The organism is Aliinostoc maniaoense, from assembly GCF_058172895.1.
Genome location: NZ_CP187952.1, coordinates 2,390,863 through 2,409,097, shown reverse-complemented (window position 1 = coordinate 2,409,097; position 18,235 = coordinate 2,390,863). Strand labels below are relative to the sequence as shown.

The 18,235-nt window shown below is 39.6% G+C and carries 11 protein-coding genes; 6 read left to right on the top strand and 5 right to left on the bottom strand.

From position 1 onward, the window contains the following. Positions 1 to 10: 10 nt before the first annotated feature. The gene (locus ACPZ3T_RS10745; protein WP_490276070.1) at positions 11 to 1,087 is read left to right on the top strand and encodes a hybrid sensor histidine kinase/response regulator; all 1,077 of its coding nucleotides are present in this window, start codon (positions 11 to 13) and stop codon (positions 1,085 to 1,087) included. Positions 1,088 to 1,231: 144 nt separating this feature from the next. Here the strand turns inward: ACPZ3T_RS10745 and ACPZ3T_RS10740 are convergent, their stop codons facing one another. After that, complete coding sequence (locus ACPZ3T_RS10740) at positions 1,232 to 4,555, bottom strand: GAF domain-containing protein (protein ID WP_490276068.1); 3,324 nt, start codon at positions 4,553 to 4,555, stop codon at positions 1,232 to 1,234. Positions 4,556 to 4,875: 320 nt separating this feature from the next. Here ACPZ3T_RS10740 and ACPZ3T_RS10735 point away from each other — a divergent pair, with 320 nt between their 5' ends. The 4 genes from ACPZ3T_RS10735 (at position 4,876) to ACPZ3T_RS10720 (ending at position 7,661) form a co-directional block, all read left to right on the top strand. Then, the gene (locus ACPZ3T_RS10735) at positions 4,876 to 5,967 is read left to right on the top strand and encodes an FUSC family protein (RefSeq protein WP_490276066.1); all 1,092 of its coding nucleotides are present in this window, start codon (positions 4,876 to 4,878) and stop codon (positions 5,965 to 5,967) included. Positions 5,968 to 6,061: 94 nt separating this feature from the next. After that, positions 6,062 to 6,556: a peptide-methionine (R)-S-oxide reductase MsrB gene (msrB, locus tag ACPZ3T_RS10730; RefSeq protein ID WP_490276064.1), complete on the top strand. Its 495-nt coding sequence runs from the start codon at positions 6,062 to 6,064 to the stop codon at positions 6,554 to 6,556. A 287-nt stretch (positions 6,557 to 6,843) separates the two neighbouring features. Further along, the gene (gene rbp / locus ACPZ3T_RS10725) at positions 6,844 to 7,146 is read left to right on the top strand and encodes an RNA-binding regulator (RefSeq protein WP_490276062.1); all 303 of its coding nucleotides are present in this window, start codon (positions 6,844 to 6,846) and stop codon (positions 7,144 to 7,146) included. 305 nt (positions 7,147 to 7,451) lie between these two features. Continuing rightward, positions 7,452 to 7,661, top strand: coding sequence for a hypothetical protein (locus ACPZ3T_RS10720; RefSeq protein WP_490276060.1), 210 nt, complete (start codon positions 7,452 to 7,454; stop codon positions 7,659 to 7,661). Positions 7,662 to 7,706: 45 nt separating this feature from the next. On the opposite strand, the gene ACPZ3T_RS10715 is transcribed toward ACPZ3T_RS10720, so the two are convergent. The 4 genes from ACPZ3T_RS10715 to ACPZ3T_RS10700 form a co-directional block, all read right to left on the bottom strand. Continuing rightward, entirely contained in the window at positions 7,707 to 7,874 is a 168-nt protein-coding gene (locus ACPZ3T_RS10715; RefSeq protein WP_490276058.1) for a hypothetical protein, read from the bottom strand. Beyond that, entirely contained in the window at positions 7,868 to 9,331 is a 1,464-nt protein-coding gene (gene dacB / locus ACPZ3T_RS10710) for a D-alanyl-D-alanine carboxypeptidase/D-alanyl-D-alanine endopeptidase (RefSeq protein ID WP_490276056.1), read from the bottom strand. Before dacB ends, ACPZ3T_RS10715 begins: the two co-directional genes overlap by 7 nt. A gap of 64 nt (positions 9,332 to 9,395) precedes the next feature. Then, positions 9,396 to 11,171, bottom strand: coding sequence for a sensor histidine kinase (locus ACPZ3T_RS10705; RefSeq protein ID WP_490276055.1), 1,776 nt, complete (start codon positions 11,169 to 11,171; stop codon positions 9,396 to 9,398). Positions 11,172 to 11,702: 531 nt separating this feature from the next. After that, positions 11,703 to 13,484 carry a tetratricopeptide repeat protein gene (locus ACPZ3T_RS10700; RefSeq protein WP_490276053.1) on the bottom strand — a complete coding sequence of 594 codons (1,782 nt, stop codon included), beginning with the start codon at positions 13,482 to 13,484 and terminating at the stop codon, positions 11,703 to 11,705. Between the two features lie 211 nt (positions 13,485 to 13,695). Here ACPZ3T_RS10700 and ACPZ3T_RS10695 point away from each other — a divergent pair, with 211 nt between their 5' ends. Continuing rightward, complete coding sequence (locus tag ACPZ3T_RS10695; protein ID WP_490276051.1) at positions 13,696 to 18,186, top strand: CHAT domain-containing protein; 4,491 nt, start codon at positions 13,696 to 13,698, stop codon at positions 18,184 to 18,186. The last annotated feature ends 49 nt before the right edge of the window (positions 18,187 to 18,235 follow it).

The following is an 18,235-nucleotide window of genomic DNA, read 5'->3' as shown; positions in this document are numbered from 1 at the left end:
GAAATTTTCAATGAATAATCAACCCTCTATTTTGGTAATTGATGATGAACCGGATAACTTTGATGTAATTGAAACTCTGCTAGATAATCTAGATTATCAATTACATTATGCTCCTAGTGGTCAACAAGCAATTCATCGGCTTCATACTTTTCAACCAGATGTGATTTTATTGGATGTGATGATGCCTGATTTAGACGGTATGGAAGTATGCCGACGTATCAAAGCTGACTCACAATGGCAAGCCGTACCGATTATTATGGTGACAGCATTAACTGCTAAGGAAGACTTAGCTGAGTGTATAGCCGCAGGTGCTGATGACTTTATTAGTAAACCCGTCAACGGTATCGAGTTAAGGGCTAGAGTTCAGTCTATGTTGCGGATGAAGCAGCATTACGATAATTTACAGAGTTTGCTAAATCTGCGAGAAGACATGGTAAATATGATTGTTCATGATCTGCGAAATCCACTCTCCAGTATTGTACTCTCCAATGAGATTCTGCAATTACCTGGCTTGTCACCCCAACAACAGCAACGCAAGCTAGATCAAATCACATTGGCATCTCAACAAATGCAATCTTTGATTGATAGCTTGCTGATCATGGCCAAGTTAGAATCTGGTAAAATGGTTCTTAACTATACAGAACTAGACCTGCGTGCGCTTTGCATCTCCACATTAGCAGATTTTGAAGCGATCGCTGTGCAGAAAAACCTCAATCTTGTCAGTGACTTACCCCCTCCTGGGGGCATGATCAAAGTCGATGCACCCATATTTCGCCGTCTCCTAGATAATTTAATCTCCAATGCCATTAAGTTTTCCCCACCCAATTCTCAAGTTACCCTCAAAGCCGAGTATTTAACCACAGGTGCTAAATTGCAGGTGGTTGATTCTGGTTCAGGAGTCCCTGAGAAGTTACGCCAAAGCATTTTTGAAAAATATGAGATTGGCAAACGAATGCCAGAAGTTTCCCAAATTGGTTTAGGATTGGCTTTTTGCAAAATGGCTATTGAAGCACATCACGGCAATATTACCGTCGAAGATAATCATCCCCAAGGCACTATTTTTACAATTTTTCTGGGGGCTGTTTGATACCAATTAAAATTTAAAAGTGATACTTTATACTGATAATTTAAAATGTGGCAAAACATTCAAATCCTAAAACCAATATAATACCTAAATTTCCTAATTTATCATTAAGTATAACCCTTTTATTAGAGTATTACGAATTACGAATTACGAATTACGAATTGCTAAAAATTGGTCAATTGTAGCTTGCAGTTCTTTTAATTGTACTGGTTTGGCTAGATACTCGTTAGCTCCGGCTGCCAAACATTTGTCTCTATCGCCTGGCATAGCTAAAGCTGTGAGGGCAATAATCGGGACGTGGGCGAGTTCTAATATACTGCGGATACGTTGTATGGCTTCTAGTCCATCAATTCCCGGCATTTGGATATCCATTAAAATAATCTGAGGTTTATACTGTTGTGCAAGGTTAATTGCCTCTTGGCCATCTTTGGCAATAATTACCTCATACCCCCGTACAGTTAAGTATGCAGAAAAGGTATCGATGTTAGCTTGATTATCTTCTGCTAGCAGAATCAAAAATTTTTGCGGTAGATAATCGGTGGGGGGAGAACTAGCAAGTGGGGTAGATTGTTTGTGCTGGGAAGTTGTCTGTGGTTGTAATGTTTGGTATTCCCTTTCTGCTATGGGAAAATAAGGTAAGGTGACGGTGAAACAACTACCCTCTCCCACAGCACTCTCCACATCGATACTGCCATGTTGCAATTCTACTAGGCGGCTGACTAGGGATAGCCCTAAACCTGTACCAGCGTATTGACGATTGAGGCTGCTATCAAGTTGTACAAAAGATTGGAACAGTTTGGGTATATCTGCTGGCACAATGCCAATACCAGTATCGCTCACAGAGAATTTAATTTGAGGGGATGGGGGATCAGGGACTGGGATTAGGGGGCAAGAGAGAGGAATGTCTCCTTTTTTCCCAGATCCCGGCTGCCTTGCCTGCTCTACTCCCTCTAGCCAAACCTTAAGTGTGACTGCTCCTCCTAATGGAGTGAATTTAACGGCGTTACTTAATAAATTGATTAGTATTTGACGAGTCCGCAATTCATCTAAGGCGATGTCATCAACATCACAGGGAATATCTAAACTTAGTTCAATATTTTTACTAATAGCTATTTGCTTGATAAAACTCATACTAGAACTGCACAAGTGATGAATTGAAACGGGAGCAATTTGCAATTCCACCTTTCCTGATTCAATTTTGGCTAGATCGAGGATGTCATTAATCAATGCTAGTAGATGTTGGCCGCTACTTTCTATAGTGGCGATCGCTTTTTTTTGGAGTGGATTTAATTCCCCAAAAATATCTTCCTGTAAACCTTCCGACATTCCCAAAATGGCGTTCAGGGGTGTGCGTAATTCATGGCTCATGCTCGCCAAAAATTCGCTCTTGGCTTGGTTGGCAGCATCTGCGGCTGTTTTCATGTTCTCTGCTTGTTCTAGCAGTTTGGCCTGTTGTATTGCCACACCTAACTGTGTAGCAATTTGAGTGATAAATTCTTGTTCTTTTCTCCCCCAATGACGCGCACTAGAACACTGGTGAATACACAGTAAACCCCACAGTTTTTCGCCAATAAATAGCGGTGCTATCAGGTAGGCTTTGATTTGAAATTGAGCTAAAGTTGCTACATAGCAAGGTGCTAGTTCGGCTGCGTCGATGTCATTAAGAGCGTAAGATTTTTTGTCGGACTGTTGGCTGATCTGGTTACGAAAACAATCATCTCTGATGGGGATACCTATACCAGAAGCATAACCGGGACGTACATCTTCGGAGATAATTTCCCCTAATGTAAAATCAGAGTCAGGTTCAAAGCGAAATACCCCTACGCGATCTGCATTCAGCAGTTGGCGGACTTCTTGAGTGGTGGCTTTAAATATCTTACTGAGGTCTAATGACTCACGAATTTTGGTAATCACACCCATTAATGTCTGCTGTTGCTCGGCAAAAACCGACAGATCCTTGGCGAGTTTTTCTGCTAAAGTTCGCTTTTGGTCAGCGATGATAGTTGATTGTTGTAACTCTAATGTGCGAAGTTGTACCTGCTGCTCTAAATTGGCATTGAGGACTTGCACTTGATTATATAGTTGATATTGTTTGACAGCTGAGGAAAATCGCTCACTCATAGCTTGAGCTAGGCGGATATTTGCCTCTGTCCAAGCTTGTGCTTGACCTTTTTTAATTTGTTGCCAGGCCTCAAAGGATTTGCGGGGGGACAATTGGCGGGTGTCTGGTTGGTGATAACCTGCCCATGTCAGTTTTTGTTCAACTTCATCTCGGAAAATACTGAGACTGCCTAGGACTTCCTGACCAAAATAAAGTGGGATAATCAGCACACCCCGAATCTGGGTGGCTTCAAAGGCAAAAGCGAGGGTACGCAATAGCGATTCTTGATAGATGTCAGCGATCGCCCAAATATCTGTTTCTATTTCTGATGTCGCTGGTACTTCTTTCAAAGCATACATCGCCCGCATCCATTGCACCGACCAGGGTTTATTGGCTATATTTGTACTTTCTTGGTGATCAATTTTTGTGACTACTGATTTGAGATACTTCTGCCAGAGGATATTTTCTTCAATTGGTCTACCAGTTTTGTGATCAATAGGTTGTGGCTGTGTACCGCAGACATATATTTCAGCTTTTTGTGTGTGATTTTGACTGCACAGATATAAGCGTCCACCAGAGCCTTCAAAGACATTAACAACTTCCTCAAGTGCGGCTTTGAGTTGGACTGTGGGTGTAGTGTAAAGTAATGTAGTGATGCGGTTGATCTGGGCTTCTTGTTTGGCTTGTTCCCGCACACGCTCCAGCAAAATTGATTGGGAAATAGCAATAGACACCTGATCGACTACAGACTGAATAAATAATAGTTCTTCTTCTGTCACCACCCTGGCTTGGGAATGGTGGGAGACTAGCAAACCCCAAAGGTATTTATTACTGAGCGTATCTGCTAGTGCAGCTTGACCGGAATTTGTCGCTTCAATGACAATCGGTACTACCACCGAGGATTTAACTCCCATTGCATTCATGTACTCCCGATGACAAGGATCTACAGGACGATAACGAATATCTTGATTTTCCAGCAATTCGCCTGTTTCTACACAGTCTAAGGGACTAATGCCAATTTGATGGGAGTCCGAATCAATAATTGTGCGTTGCCTTGCATTTAAATACAGTTCGCGGGCATAGGGAGGAATATCATCAGCTGGAAAATGCAGGCCTAAAAGAGAAGGGAGACGATTGTCACAAATTGATTCGGCAATCACTAAACCGTGACCATCAGGTTGAAACTGGTAAATCTTAACTCGATCAGTTCCCAAAAATAGCCGCACTTCGGCCACAGTAGCAGACAGGATTTCTTGTATTTCTAGGGATTGTCGAATCCGGTTGCTGATGCGATGTAGCATTAACTGCTGTGTCAGATTGCCTGATTCCTGAATACTACTTTGAGCATCCTGCTCGTTGGCTGAGTTCATTGGAAACGCCCTAGGGAATACAAACTGATTGAGTATAGACTAAGCTATTATTGATAATTATACATTCGATATTTTACGTAAAAATTCAGGTTTTTTTAAGCTTAAAAAATGTTATTAATCCTGAGAGATTCAACGCAATAAGTAACAATATAGATTTGTATATCTGCGCTTAAATTAAGAATGGTGGATATGTGAGCAAGAGAATCTTGACCGTACCAATTTAGGATTTTAAATTGGGGATTTTGGATTGAGGTTTTTCGGTTCATGCCCTGCAAGACAGTGGGGGAAATAAATCTAAAATTTGGAGGGTCAAAGCTCAGGTGCGATCGCTTTTTGCTCGAATTATTTCTCAATTGCCAGTGTGGGCAGCTACTCCCCAAGGGTTATCATTAATTTTACGCAGTAAAATGGCAGTGAAAATGGCGATCGCTGCCACCATCTCTTTTGTCATTGCCGAGAGGTTACAATCCCATTACCCATTTTACGCCGTGATTGCTGCTATTATTGTCATGTCATCTACCCACGGTAGTACCTTCAAACTGGGCATTGCGCGCTTGATTGGCACAGCCATTGGTGCGATTACTGGTGCAGTATTTGTTACCACATTAGGCAGTAATTTTTGGTCACTGGGAATATGTGTATTTTTGACGATATTTCTAGCTTCCCATGATAAATTTCAGGAAGCTACTAAATTAGCGGGATATGTATCTGCGATCGTGATTTTGAGTTATGGTGAGTTACCCTGGCTATACGCTTGGCACAGATTTTTAGAAACACTTTTGGGTATTGGCGTAGCTTTACTAGTTAATAATTTGATATTTCCTGCCCGTGCTAGCAAAGAACTGCGGCGTTGTCTGTCTCAAACCCTAGTCAATTTAGAACAATTTTACACGCTAGTGATTAACTGTGCATTTACAGGCACATACGACCGTCCGGCGATAGATGTTCTCAAACTTAGTATTATCACATCCCTGCGGACAGGGCGAGAACTATGGCAAGAAGTCAAACAAGGACAAACCAGCGAACCCCCGGGAACACAAATCAATGAAGCTTGGGAATTTCTCATTCGCAGGATTTGGGAACATATTTTAGCAATGGAACATACCGTACTAGCTAGACAGCAAGATACTTTCTGGCAAATGCTCTCACCGCAGATTAGCGAACTAGCACAAGAAAGTCAAAATGCAATGCTAACTTTAGCAATGGCCGTTAAATCCCCTCACACTCCAATCTCTTGGCCAGAAATAGAAGTTGCCTTGAATCATGCCACAGAAAAATTACACCAACTGCCAGTACTTCCTCAAATAGACCAAGAAATAGATGAATTACTGCGATTTTTCACCTTTTTTTACACAATGGAAGAAGTAGGGAGAAAACTACAAAGAATGGCAAGCATATTAAATGACACCTGACACCTGATAAATTTAACCCCCCTGTCTCCCCTGTCTACCTTGTCCCCCTTGTCTCCCTTCCCCTGCCCCCTGCCCCCTGCCTTAATATATATATATGCACAAACGCTATTTTCTCCAAACTAGTGCTGCATTAGTTAGCACAGCTTTACTCCCGCCGATGCTTTTAAAGAGGTCAAATATCATGGCAACTTCTAATACAGAGTTTGAAATTACTAAAACTGACGCAGAATGGCGTGCGATTTTATCGCCAGAACAGTTTCGCGTTTTACGTCAACATGGCACAGAACGCGCTTTTACTAGCCCATTAGATAAACAATATAGTGGGGGTACTTATGTATGTGCTGCCTGTGAACAGCCCTTGTTTACATCTGATACTAAATTTAACAGTGGTACTGGCTGGCCTAGCTTTTTTGCCCCCATTGAAGGTGCGATTGCTACTACTGTAGATCGGTCTTTTTTTATGACCAGGGTGGAAGTACATTGTAGCCGTTGTGGTGGTCATCTTGGCCATGTTTTTGAAGATGGCCCTGCACCCACAGGCCAGCGTTATTGCATGAATGGCGTAGCCCTGAAGTTCCTTCCTGCTTAAATCAACCGTCCTATCTGGGGAAGAACAAGTATACCATGTGTACTAGTTCTTCCCCTCGTTTGGATATTTCCACAAGCTTACGCACCTTCCTGGACGCTTATATAACTTTATATAACTTTTTTTCTCAGTTATCCCCTAAAAGTTATCTAGTATGTAATAATGAGGCTTGAGAATTGATTCGGTTAACAGCTTTTGTTTTTAGTATTGACAGGCTTTTTGTTTTTGGTATTGACAAACTTTTCTCCGAAATCTAAATCTCTCCACACTCATGATTTGGGAAGAAATTTATGTCAGTTTATGTAGGAAATCTATCTTACGAAGTTACAGAAGAAAATTTAAACGCTGTGTTTGCAGAATATGGTTCTGTCAAGCGTGTTCAGTTACCTGTTGATCGTGAAACAGGCCGTTTACGCGGCTTTGGTTTTGTAGAAATGGGTACAGAAGCTGAAGAAACAGCTGCTATCGATGCCCTCAATGGTGCAGAATGGATGGGACGTGACCTCAAAGTTAATAAGGCTAAACCTAGAGAAGAAAGAGGCTCATTTGGTGGTGGAAATCGTGGTGGCTACGGTAGAAATAATCGCTACTAAGTTCACATATTTCGCCATGTAAGCTAATCTCTTGGCAAAAAATTAATTTGAGTTAGTCGAGGTTCAGGGATATTTTCCTGAGCCTTTTTCGCATCACATCAACTCCCTTGTCTACGTTTCCTGGGGGAATTTTAAAATCAAGAGTCACAGACATTCCTGTTGTCTGTTCCCTTTCACCTGCTATTGACTGGCTCTAGAATTGATTAAAAACTGCTATAATTAAAGTAGACACTACTTAGTTAAGTTAAGTATAGTTATATATTTAACTTCCACTAAGTAAACTCCTTAATTAGTTTGAGGCTCACTTGAAAATTAAAGCATTAGATGTCAAAGTTGGCGATCGCATAGTCGCCTACTGTAATAATAAAATGCAAATCTGCAAAGTTAAAAGCATTTCAACTAGTGAGCAGATGAATATCACTCTTTCAGTATTCACATCGCAACATTATCGTGGTTGCCTAGTCTCAAGTGTAGTTCGCTTTCGGGATGATGCCTTAGTTGACTTGGTAAGCTAAAAACTACCTAACTTCAGTCTTGATTGTCAACATAACCCTGTCATTTCACGCTGGGAATCGAAAAATAAATGTAGGTTCTGTAGAACGGAGTGAAACCCAATCATAGCCAGGTTTTTTGGTGTTGAGTTTCCTTGCATCAAACACCACTCGCCCCAAGTCGGGAAACCCACTCAAGATGATGGCTTCCCAACCTACGAGGTATCTGTTTAACAACGCTGTAATTGCGCTAACAAGACAACTATTTCATCCATTGCCTGCCGTAAAACACTTGCAGGCTGTTCAGATTGATTCACCATAATACTAAAAATCATAGGCTCATATTGAGGTGGATTTATATATCCTGAAAGAGAAATTGCACCGCTTAATGTGCCTGTTTTAGCTTGAACAATTCCCTCGGCGGGGGTATTACGGAAACGGTTGCGTAAAGTGCCACTTTTGGCGGCTGTGGGTAAAGATGCACGATATAAATTAGCAAATGGACTTTTGGCTACTGCTTGTAGAGTTTGTACCAATGCTTCAGGGGTAATTAAATTGCGTCGGGATAAACCGGAGGCATCTATCAATTTATAACCTGTGGGGTCAACTCCTAACTGAGTTAAACTATTTTTAATAACTTCCAAACCTATATCAGCAGTGTTTTTATTTGTTGGTTTGGTTTGTTCTACGCCTAAACCTCTTAACAAAGCTTCTGCATAGAGATTATTACTATTTTGGTTAGTTTGCATCACTAATTCAGATAAAGGTGGTGACTCAACAAATGCTACTTCCCGTTGATTATTCTTGCTATGAGCAACTAATGTTTGTCCTAAACTAATTTGTTCTGTGGCTAAAGCTGCCCGCAAACGCCTTAAGAAATAATAATTAGGATCAATCACAGGCAAATTGACTAAATACGGTTGAGAATTGGCTGCTACTTGTCCTTCTATTCGTAGGATTCTACCTGTAAAATCTCGACTGATATTAATATAACTGGGTTGTTTTTCAGCAACTGTTACAGAACGATTAACTAATAACCAACGTCTAGCCTCGTTATTATCATCCCATAGAATTTGAGTAGTTTGACCAACAGTTTGGGGTTTAATTTGTAAGCCAAAAATATTTTCATTGAGAATAAAACTATTAACTGGCGCACCATAATCTGACTGTACATCTTCCCATTGCCAAGTGGAGTTAACAATATCTCCTTGAATATAACCATCGTCGGCAATTAACTGCTGAATTTGAGAAATACCCCGCTTTTTTAGCTGTTGGGCAAGTAATTGTAATTGGGTATCAGTGAGGCTGGGATCTCCTCTACCAACAATGCTAAAAATACCGTTTTCGTGTTGATAAATTGAGGTACGAAAGCGAAAGGTTACTCCTAGATGTTTTAGAGCAGCAGCTGTAGTTAGCAGCTTGGTATTAGAAGCAGGAATAAAATATTTCTGACTATCTCGACTATAGACAGTTTGTTGAGATGATAATGGTTGGACTAAAATGCCCCAACGCACTCGCTTAAATAGGGGACGATTAACTATTGCATCTATTTTTGTGGCTATTTGAACCGGGCAAATTGATGTGGTGGTATTTGATACTGAAGTTGGGGCTTGGGCTTTAACAACTTGCGGTGTTACGCCAATATTTGCACTAACTAACAGTGAGAGTAAGCCAATATGAACTTTTTTTAACATCCTTGAGAGTTATAAACACTACTGGTTGATGATAACTGATAACTGTTGATTAATAAAATTCTAACTATGAAGTGAGGATTTGTTGGATAGGAATTTGCATGATAAATTCTGCACCTACACCTGGTGCAGAGTTACAAGTTAATTTTCCTCTATGCTGTTCAGTAATAATTTGATAGCCTATAGATAAGCCTAAGCCTGTACCTTTGCCGACTGGTTTAGTTGTAAAGAAGGGATCAAAAAGTTTTTGTAGAATGTCATTATTAATACCGCAACCATTGTCAATAATGCGAATTTCTACTCGATTGATATCAATTTTATGAGTATGAATATGAATTGTATAATGATGATCTTGAATAGCTAATTGATTTTTGATGGCTTTTTCTTCTAATGCGTCAATTGCATTATTGAGTAAATTCATGAATACTTGATTTAGTTGGCTAGGATAACACTCTACTAAAGGTAAGGGATTGTATTTTTGAATTACTTCTATGGCTGGGCGTTGTGATGTAGCCTGCAAACGACTTTGGAGAATCATTAAGGTACTTTCGATTCCTTCATGAATATCTACTGTTTTTAATTCTGCTTCATCTAGACGGGAAAAATTTCTAAGTGCTAGGATGATTTTTTGAATGCGTTCTGTACCTACCTGCATAGATTGCAGAATTTTGCTTAAGTCTTGAGTCAGAAATGGAAGTTCAATTTCCTCAAGTCTGGTTTGAATTTCTAGTGGAGGGTGTGGATAATATTTTTGATAAATTTGTAATAATTCTAGTAACTCGTTAGTATATTCTTTAGTGTATTTGAGATTACCATGAATAAAGTTGACAGGATTATTAATTTCATGAGCTAATCCGGCGACAACTTGTCCTAAGCTGGACATTTTCTCACTTTGAATTAACTGTGCTTGTGTGTGTTTTAATTCAATTAATTTTTGTTGTAGATATTCATTTTTACTTTCTTGGTTTTGTAGCAATTCTTTGACAGTATTGATGAGTTGATTGAAAGACTCGGCTAAAAAGTGTAACTCATCGTTAGTGGTGACTGATGCTTGTAAATCAAAGTTTTTTTCCCAGGCAGATAACTGAGCAACTTTGGTGATTGCTTCTAAAGGGCGAGTAATGGTATGGCTGTTATATTTAGCTATAATAGAGGCGATCGCTAGGGAAAACACCATACTTACAGCGATAATTAAAAAGCGAATTATGTGGCTATTTTCTACAGCCTGTAATGCAACTGTATATTCTTGATGGGAATCATTAATTAAAACTTGTAATTCATCAGATAATTGTTCAAATTTAATTGCTGCATTGCTGTTAGTAAAGTGAACTAATAAATTTCTCTGCTTGGTAATTACTGCTGTGTTTTGATGAGAGCTTTCTATCTGTTGGAGTAATGTTTCTAGTGATTGGGTATATTGTTCAATTACACCTTGATATGTTTGCAAAAAACGGGGATAAGCATGAGTGTGCATTTCATTATCACGGTGATCTTGAGACAGAGATAATTGCAATTCACGCCATTTCTCATTAACAATAGCTAAATGTTGGTTTAAATGAATATGTTCTTGGCGAAGTTTGGCTGGTTCGGTAATTAAATAAATCAGCTTTTGTTCATGAGTTCGAGACTGCAATATATTTACTTGCAATGCAGTCAGCATCTCTACTTCTTGGTGCATATGTTCTCGCTCATGATCAGCAATTTGCTGATATATTTCACTAGTGATAATACCAACTGTTGTGCCAATTACAGCCGTACCAATGGCGACAAAATAACCCAAGGTGATTTTTTGTGAAACTTTGAGGTTATTTTGCCATTGTTTGAAACCAATTTTTGATAGCACGGTATTGACTGAGGATTTTAAGGATTTTAGTGATTGGTATGATTTGTACATTAAATTAACTGTGGATTTGACTGTTGACAGTTAATGAGGCTAAAGAGTAGTGATACAATTTAGCTGTGCATTAGCTGATAATGATTTTGGTTAGTCAATCAGTTGTATTTAAAATTTCTGAAAAATACAATCCCTAAATAAAAAGTCAGCCAAAATAGGAAAATTAGATCATAAATGAGGAGAGATGGGGACATGATAGTCAGCCAACACGTTTTTTGTCCCCGCTTTTCTCCCTAACCCAACTAACTGATTATTAGGTTAAACAATAATTCTGAGGAAATTCTGAGGAAATCTAAATTCGAGGAAGTATGTTAATAACGCATTCCCAAAGTTGCGGTGCGTTACGGCTTACTAAGACACCCTACTAGCTATAGGAGTCATATTTGATTTTTGAATAGATAGGTAAGTTGTTTTACTAACCCATTTCCAAAGTTGCGGTGCGTTACGGCTTACGCCTAACACACCCTACATTTACTGCAATTATTGCTTATTAGGTGGAATTACTGGTAAATTTGGTGTTTGCTGTTCTGATTGTTTTGGCAATTGTGCTTCAGCAATAGTTTTATTGTTTTGGGCTAAGGTATTCTGTGGATCTATTTTTAAGGTAGCTTCAAAAGCGGCGATCGCATCTGGTAATTTGCCTAATTTTAATAGGGCTATTCCCTTACCTAGCAAAATATTAGCATCATTGGGGGTGAGAGTATCGGCGCGATTGTAGGCAGTAATTGCTTCTTCGTAGCGTCTTAAATTTAATAGTGCTACTCCGCGATTGTACCATCCTGGGGAGAATTGAGGATTGATCCCAATGGCGCGATCGGCTGAGGATAAGGCTTCTTGATGGCGTGATAAATGCCATAAAACTACACTGCGATTTGCCCAAATATTTGCTAGTAATGTATTGTCAGTAGATTGACTATAATCTAAGGCTCGATTGTATGCTGTTAATGCTGGTGAATAGCGTTCTAATGATTTGAGGATTCTACCTTTATTAAACCAGGCTTGGGCATATTTGGGATTAATTGTAGTGGCGCGATCGCTACTAGCAAGTGCATCGGAATATCTGCCTAAATACCATTGACTTACAGCACGATTATTCCATACTTCGGCGTGGTTGGGATTGAGGGCGATCGCTCTTTCTATTGATGCTAATCCTTCTTCATAATTGCCCATTCCAGCTACTGCTATTCCTCGCTGTTCCCATGCTAAGGCGGGAGTGATATCACCCCAGCGATTATCACCTTGGATGGCTTGTTCACTGGCTGTTTGAGCTTCTTTATATTTGCCTAATTTGTTGAATGTGGCACTTTGATGTGCTAAGGCTAAAGAGTAATTAGGGCTTAATTTGACTGCAAATTCAAAGGAAATACTAGCTTGTGCTGGTTTCCCTACTAAGGCTAAAGCTTGTCCATGAGTTACCCAGATATCTGCATCTTTGGGATTGGTGGCAATGGCTTGATCAAATGAGGCGATCGCTTCTTCGATTTGACCATTTTTTTGCTGTGCTAAACCCTTATTATACCAAGCAATTGCCGGGGAACTATCACCCCAATTACTATTAGCTTTGATGGCTGCATCACAGGCGGCGATCGCTTCGTATAATCTGCCTAAATTTGTTAATGCTTGACAGCTACCTACTAAGGCTAAGGAATTTTTAGCATCGAGATTTAAGGCTCGATTAAATGAGGCGATCGCTTCGTTAAATTGTCCTAATTTAGTTTCTGATAATCCCTTATTATACCATGCTAATCCTGCTGTATTATCACCCCAATTACCATCACTACGTAAGGCTAAATCACAGGCGGCGTTAGCTTCACTATATTTATTTAAATTTAATAATGCTTGACAACGTTGGGCTATGGCTAAAGAATATTTGGGTTGGAGTCTTAAAGCGCGTTCGGCGGAGACTAAAGCTTCGGTATTATTGCCTTGTTTGATTAAGATTTCTGTCCTTTGTACCCAAATGTCGGCGTTTTCTGGTTTAAGTGCGATAGCTTGATTGCAAGCTGCGATCGCTTCTTCATATTTCTTTTCTTCTGCTAGTAATTTACAAAAACTTGCCCAGTAATCAAAGTCTTTAATTTCGAGTTTTTCTTGAGCTAATAAGGTTTTGGGGACTAGCCAAGTGGTAATTAATAAGGTGAAGATGAATAAGTAGTTTTTATTCAAGCTGATTTTTGGCAACGCCAAGTTACCCAGAGTTTTACGCCGAGTGGCGCGGAGTTTTAAGGCAGGCTTTTGACTTTTGGTGAATATTTTTTGCATATAAATTAGGAAAATTTAAGTTTAATGAAGTTTTTTTAACGGTTAGGAAAGGGTAAAGTCTATACGGATAGAAATATAGCAAAAATCAGGCAGCTTATTGATGGTATGCAAACATTTGCAAACATCAATTATTACTATACCTGAATCATGACAAAATGCTGCCAAATGCCTATTAGTTTCAAGTTCAGAAGACTTTTGGAAAAATTAATTTATGCAGCCTGTAATTTCTATTATTATTTCAGTTTATAATCGAGAACGTTATCTTGGTGCTGCGATTGAGAGTGTTTTAGCGCAAACTCGACGAGATTTTGAACTGCTAATTTGGGATGATGGTTCTAGTGATAATTCTGTAGCTATTGCCCGTAGCTATGAGAAACTTGATCATCGGGTGCGGGTGGTGGTAGGAGAAAATCAAGGAACGACAAAGGCTTTAAAGAACGCGATCGCTCAAACTTGTGGTAAATATATTGGTTGGGTAGATAGTGATGATTTGTTAGCACCGACAGCTTTACAAGAAACATCTGCGGTGTTAGATGCACAGTCAGATATTGGTTGGGTATACACTGATTATTTAGATATTGATGCTGACAATCAAATTCTCAGCTATGGTTATCGTTGTTTGATTCCCTATAACCATCATCAACTTTTGCATAAATTTATGACGTTTCATTTCCGACTCATCAGACGGGAAACGTTTCTGTTAGCCGGGGGAATTGATGAGTCTTTTAAATATGTGGAAGACTATGATTTATGCTTGCGTCTGGCAGAAGTTGCTCAAGTTAAGCATATTTTTCAGCCACTGTATTATTATCGCCAACATACTGAAAATATATCGCATCAATATAAACTTTTACAGGCTAGATTTGCTAACCAGGCTGTTAAGAAAGCCCAAAAAAGACGCAATTCCCAGATTAAATCAATTAGTGTAGCTGCTGGTTGTTTATTGTTTGGGTTATTTCCCCATCTAGCACAAGCACAATCAATTATCCCGGCGCATGATGGTACGGGAACTATCGTCAATACTCAAGGTAATAATATTGAGATTAGTGGCGGGAGTTTAAGTAGCGATCGCGCTAATCTTTTTCATAGTTTCTCACAGTTTGGTCTAGATGCCCAGCAAACAGCTAACTTTCTTTCTCAGCCATCAATTCAAAATATCTTAGGCAGGGTGACAGGTAATGATGCGTCATTAATTAATGGCATGATTAAAGTTACTGGTGGTAACTCCAATTTATATTTAATCAATCCCAATGGCATTATTTTTGGCAATAACGCAAGTTTAAATGTCCCCGCATCATTTACAGCGACTACTGCTAACCGCATTGGTTTTAGTAATAGTTATTTTCAGGCTCATGGCTGGAATAATTATGCTGCATTGATGGGGACACCCCAAAGTTTTGCATTTGATGCTAACTCCCCAAGGGCAATTTTTAATGCTGCAAATCTTACGGTTAACCCAGGGAATAACTTAACTTTATTAGGTGGTACTGTCGCCAGCACCGGAAACTTGGCTGCACCGGGGGGTAGTATTACTGTGGCTAGTGTCCCCGGTTCTAGCTTAGTGCGTTTGAGCATTCCTGGCAATCTCTTAAGTCTGGAAATTATTCATCCCTCTGATGTTAATAATCATTCATCTTATGCTTTGCCACAATTATTAACAGGTGGCACAGGAAATCACGCCACACAATTTATAGTGAATAGTAATGGTGAAGTGGAATTAACTGGTTCTGGGTTGCAGGTTAATCATGGTGATGTGGTAGTTAAAACAGCGAATGCTGATACAGTTAATGTTTATGCTCACCAAAATTTAATTTTACCGGAAAGCAAAATTAATACGACTGGTGATTTAAATTTAATTGCTCACAATACTTTGCTAGTGCGTGATAGTACAAATTCTGCTGTTGCTATTACGGCGGGAAAAAATCTCTATCTACAAGGTAATCAAGGTATTGATATTTTAGCAATTAATCATATTAATAGAACTACTTTTATTAGTGGTGGTGATTTAACTTTAGTGAGTAATGGTAAAATTTCTCTCGATACTCATTTTGCTAGTGGTGGTAAATTTTCTATTCTCAATAATGCTGGCGATAGAAGTAGTTTTATTAGTCTTTATGACCCCATCATTAGTGCCAATGGAGATGTCAGCTTTAATGATTATACAGGCCCAGCTTTAAAAGTAGAATCTACAGGTAGTATTACTGCGGGTGATATTGAAATTATTGGTGCAGACACCACACTTTGTTCGATTTATACTATTTGTACAGGGGATATAGGTATTTTAGCCACTGAGCCTGCTTTAATTTTAAGAGCAGGTTTGAGTGTATTAGAGTTACCTGCTAACACTTTTCCGGTAACAGCATCAGGAACTGGATTTAATAGTAGTGCAACAGCCTCTAACCCTGGGAATATTCAAGTGGGAGATATTCAAACTAGTCTTCCTGGTACTGGTGTAGCGGGACGAGTTATTTTACAATCATTGAGCGGTGATATTACTACAGGTGATATTGATTCCTTCGCTACAAACTTTGAATTTAATGATGCGACTGCTGGCTCAGTTAACATTACTACACCAGGAAATATTACTACAGGTGAAATTAACGCTTTCGCTTTGAGTTCTTATGGTAGTGCTGTTGGTGGTGATGTCAATTTAAATGCAGGTAAAAATATTACTTTTGATACCATTGACACTAATGCTAGTGTATTTAGTTTTGGTGACGCGGAAGCAGGTAATGTGAATATTCTCGCTAATGGAGTTGTCAGGGGATTAGGACAAATTCCCAGTGAGGGTATATCTCCTGGTACGATTTTTACTGCTGGAGATACTATATCAGGTGTGGTGACAATTCAGCATGATGGTGGTGCTGATAATATTCCTTTTATAGTGGGTAATGCTAGTGCCAATGGTACTCAAGGTAGGATTAATACAGGTAGTTCTCAAATTACACCGACTTCACCAATTAATACATTTCCAGTTTTACCCAATGGGGGAACAGATCCGAATACTCCCAATAATATAGTCATTAATTCTATTAATACACCACCCACTTTAACAGCTAACAATAATATCCCCACAACTCAAGGGAGTCAGACTATAACATTTACATTAAGTAATTTAAATGTTGGGCAAAATGATGTGAATCAAGATAATCTAACTATTAGATTCACACAATTAAAAGCTGGTAGTTTAACATTCCCAGATGGTACACCAGTCACACCAGGAACAATACTTCAACCGAATACAATTTTAGTTTACACACCGCCTAATAATGCCAAAGGTAATATTACAGCTTTTAGTATTAATGCTAGCGATCGCGTTTCTTTTTCTCCCCCCCAAGATATCACTATTCAAGTAGCCGTTCCTGATAATGCTCCCAACCCCAGCACCTTAGATAATATTCCTAATCCTATCCCCACTCCGATAATTCCCGGAGTCAAAATTGATCCAAATGTCGGAGAAGTTGAAGAAAAATTTACAGATAAAGTTCAACAATATTTAGGCAGAAACACCCCCACCAAAATAGCCACTACCAACACAGCCCAGACTATTTTACAGGATATTGAAAAGGCTACGGGAGTAAAACCTGCGTTAATATACGTTAGTTTTGTTCCCAAGTTCACCACTACATCTAATCAAGTCACCAAGACAAAAGCACTAGATGTTATATCTCCAGATGATCGCTTAGAATTACTCGTAGTTACTAGTAATGGTACACCAATTCGTAAAGTTTTACCGATTACGCGATCGCAAATTTTAGGAGTTTCTAGAACTTTCAAAAGCCGCATTACAGATCCCGCATTGCGACGGGATTATTTTGATGCAGCCAAACAACTATATGACTGGTTAATTCAACCCATCGAGACTGATTTAACCGCCAGAGAAATTCAAAACCTCGTATTTATTATGGATAGTGGATTGCGATCGCTACCCGTTGCCGCCCTTTATGATGGTAAACAATATTTAGTTGAAAAATATAGTGTCGGCTTAATGCCCAGTCTCAGCCTCACCGATACCCAATATGTAGATATTAGAAACGCCAAAGTTTTGGGTATGGGTGCATCTCAATTCACCACTCAGCAACCCTTACCAGCCGTACCCACAGAACTAAAAACCATCACACCGCGCCTATGGCCTGGTAAAGCCTTCCTCAACGAAGCCTTTACCCTCAAAAACCTGCAAAACCAACGCCAACAGACACCCTTTGGAATTATCCACCTCGCCACCCACGGCGAATTTAAACCCGGCGCACCCAGTAATTCTTACATTCAACTTTGGGACAGTCAACTACAAATGGATCAAATCCGCAGACTTAGTTGGAATAACCCCCCTGTAGAATTAGTAGTATTAAGTGCTTGTCGTACTGCCCTCGGAGATGAAACCGCAGAGTTAGGTTTTGCTGGTTTTGCCGTGCAAGCTGGTGCAAAGTCAGTATTAGCAAGTTTATGGTACGTTTCCGACGAAGGCACATTAGGCTTCATCAGTGAATTTTACGATCGCTTAAAAACAGCCCCCATCAAAGCCGAAGCCCTCCGCCAAGCCCAAGTAGCCGCCCTCAAAGGCGAGATCAGGCTAGAAGATGGTAAACTAGCCACTACTAGAGGTGATGTCACCCTACCCCCAGTTTTAGCTAAACTTGGTAACAAAAACATCAACCATCCCTATTTTTGGTCTGCATTTACCATGATTGGCAACCCTTGGTAATTCGTAATTCGTAATTCGTAATTCGTAATTAAGAATGGGCATGGGGAAT

Excerpts from the sequence above, each read along its gene's own strand:
- rbp (WP_490276062.1), top strand. The coding sequence starts at position 6,844 with ATGTCAGTTTATGTAGGAAATCTATCTTACGAAGTTACAGAAGAAAAT.
- msrB (WP_490276064.1), top strand. The coding sequence starts at position 6,062 with ATGCACAAACGCTATTTTCTCCAAACTAGTGCTGCATTAGTTAGCACA.
- ACPZ3T_RS10695 (WP_490276051.1), top strand. The coding sequence starts at position 13,696 with ATGCAGCCTGTAATTTCTATTATTATTTCAGTTTATAATCGAGAACGT.
- ACPZ3T_RS10745 (WP_490276070.1), top strand. The coding sequence starts at position 11 with ATGAATAATCAACCCTCTATTTTGGTAATTGATGATGAACCGGATAAC.
- dacB (WP_490276056.1), bottom strand. The coding sequence starts at position 9,331 with ATGTTAAAAAAAGTTCATATTGGCTTACTCTCACTGTTAGTTAGTGCA.
- ACPZ3T_RS10740 (WP_490276068.1), bottom strand. The coding sequence starts at position 4,555 with ATGAACTCAGCCAACGAGCAGGATGCTCAAAGTAGTATTCAGGAATCA.
- ACPZ3T_RS10700 (WP_490276053.1), bottom strand. The coding sequence starts at position 13,484 with ATGCAAAAAATATTCACCAAAAGTCAAAAGCCTGCCTTAAAACTCCGC.